1 protein-coding gene is annotated in these 1704 nt (G+C 68.6%); it reads right to left on the bottom strand.

Features of this window, described 5'->3' with window-relative positions; all coding sequences use genetic code 11:
* Positions 1 to 1704 (bottom strand): non-ribosomal peptide synthetase (locus tag M2283_RS51490; protein WP_432423264.1); only part of this gene is annotated, 1704 nt, incomplete at both ends.

The following is a 1704-nucleotide window of genomic DNA, read 5'->3' as shown; positions in this document are numbered from 1 at the left end:
TCAGCAGCCCCCGCCACCACCAACGCGCCACCGCCCGAAAGCGTCGCCGCCACATCCAACACCGAGGCGTCAAAACTGAACGACGCAAACTGCAGGACCCGCATCCCCCGAGCAACCCCCAGCTCAGGCCGCAACGCACCCGCAAGATTCGCCACACCCGCATGCGTCGCCTGCACACCCTTCGGCCGCCCCGTCGACCCCGAGGTGTAAATCACGTACGCCACCTGGTCGTTGGCGACACGAGTCGCAGCCGCCGACGACGAGGCTCCCGCAAGCGCAGCCTCCACCGCCGGGTCATCCAGCGCCATCACCTGACGCGCGCCCAGCCCGCCGGCCGAACCGGCCGTCTCGACCACGATCTCAACCCCGGCGTCAGCGACCATGAACTCCAGCCGCTCGACGGGATATTCGGGATCCAGCGGGACGTAGGCAGCCCCCGCCTTCCACACACCCAGAATCGCCGCGACCATGTCCACACCCCGCGGCAGACACAACCCCACCACCGACTCGGGACCGACACCCCGCGCCCGCAGCACATGCGCCAGCCGATTCGCCCGCGCGTCAAGCTCCCCGTACGACACCTCCGCGCCCTCGAACACCACCGCAACAGCACCGGGATCAGCCGCCGCACGCCGGGCGAACTGCTCCGGCACCAAAACATCCGGCACCACACCCGCCGTGTCGTTCCACTCCACCAGAACCCGACGGCGCTCGTCCTCACCCAACACATCCACCGCAGACAACCGCGCCCCCGGCACACCGACGACCGTCTCCAGCACTCGCCGCAGCCACCCCACGACGCGCTCAGCCGTCGCCGCGTCGAACAGATCCGCAGCCGCGACGACCGACCCACGCAACCCACCCGGCGCGCCCTGCGCGTCGAACACCTCGGCCGCGTTCACCTCCAGGTCGAACTTCACCGACGCCGTACCGGACGCACCGGCTCCCGCAGGCAGCCCACCGCTCTGCACACCGGGCAGGTCCAACACCGCCCGTGCGTTGTTCTGCAGCGTGAACACCACCTGGAACAGCGGATGCCGAGCCAGCGAACGCACCGGAGCGAGTTCCTCCACCAGCCGCTCGAACGGCACATCCTGATGCGCGAACGCACCAAGCCCCGCCTCCCGCACCCGCCCCAGCATCTCCACGAACGTCGGATCACCCGACAGGTCCGCCCGCGTCACCAACGTGTTGACAAAGAACCCGACCAGATCGTCGAGCCCCTCATCCGTACGCCCCGCCACGGCCGACCCGATCGGAATGTCGGTTCCCGCACCCAGGCGGTTGAGCGTCACGGCCAAGGCAGCTTGCAGCACCATGAAGACCGTCACACCCTCTGCACGTGCCAACTCCACTACACCTGCGTGCAGTTCGGCAGGCAGATCCAGCGGCACCCGATGTCCTCGATGCGAGGCGATGGCCGGGCGCGGCCGATCGAAGGGAAGCTCCAACTCCTCGGGAACACCGGCGAGTTCGTCACGCCAGTACGCCACCTGCCGGGAGAGCAGGCTGTCGGGGTCACTCTCGTCGCCGAGCAGGTCCCGCTGCCAGAGGGTGTAGTCCGCGTACTGCACCGGCAACGGCACCCACTCCGGCACCCGCCCCTCGGCACGCGCCCCATACGCGACCGACAGATCACGCGCCAGCGGAGTCACCGACCAACCATCACCCGCAATGTGATGCACCAACACGACAAGAACATGC

Origin of the sequence: Streptomyces pseudovenezuelae (assembly GCF_029892565.1) — a bacterium.
GTDB classification, from domain to species: domain Bacteria; phylum Actinomycetota; class Actinomycetes; order Streptomycetales; family Streptomycetaceae; genus Streptomyces; species Streptomyces pseudovenezuelae_A.
Note: the sequence above shows the minus strand (reverse complement) of the source record. Positions and strands in the feature narration are given on the sequence as shown.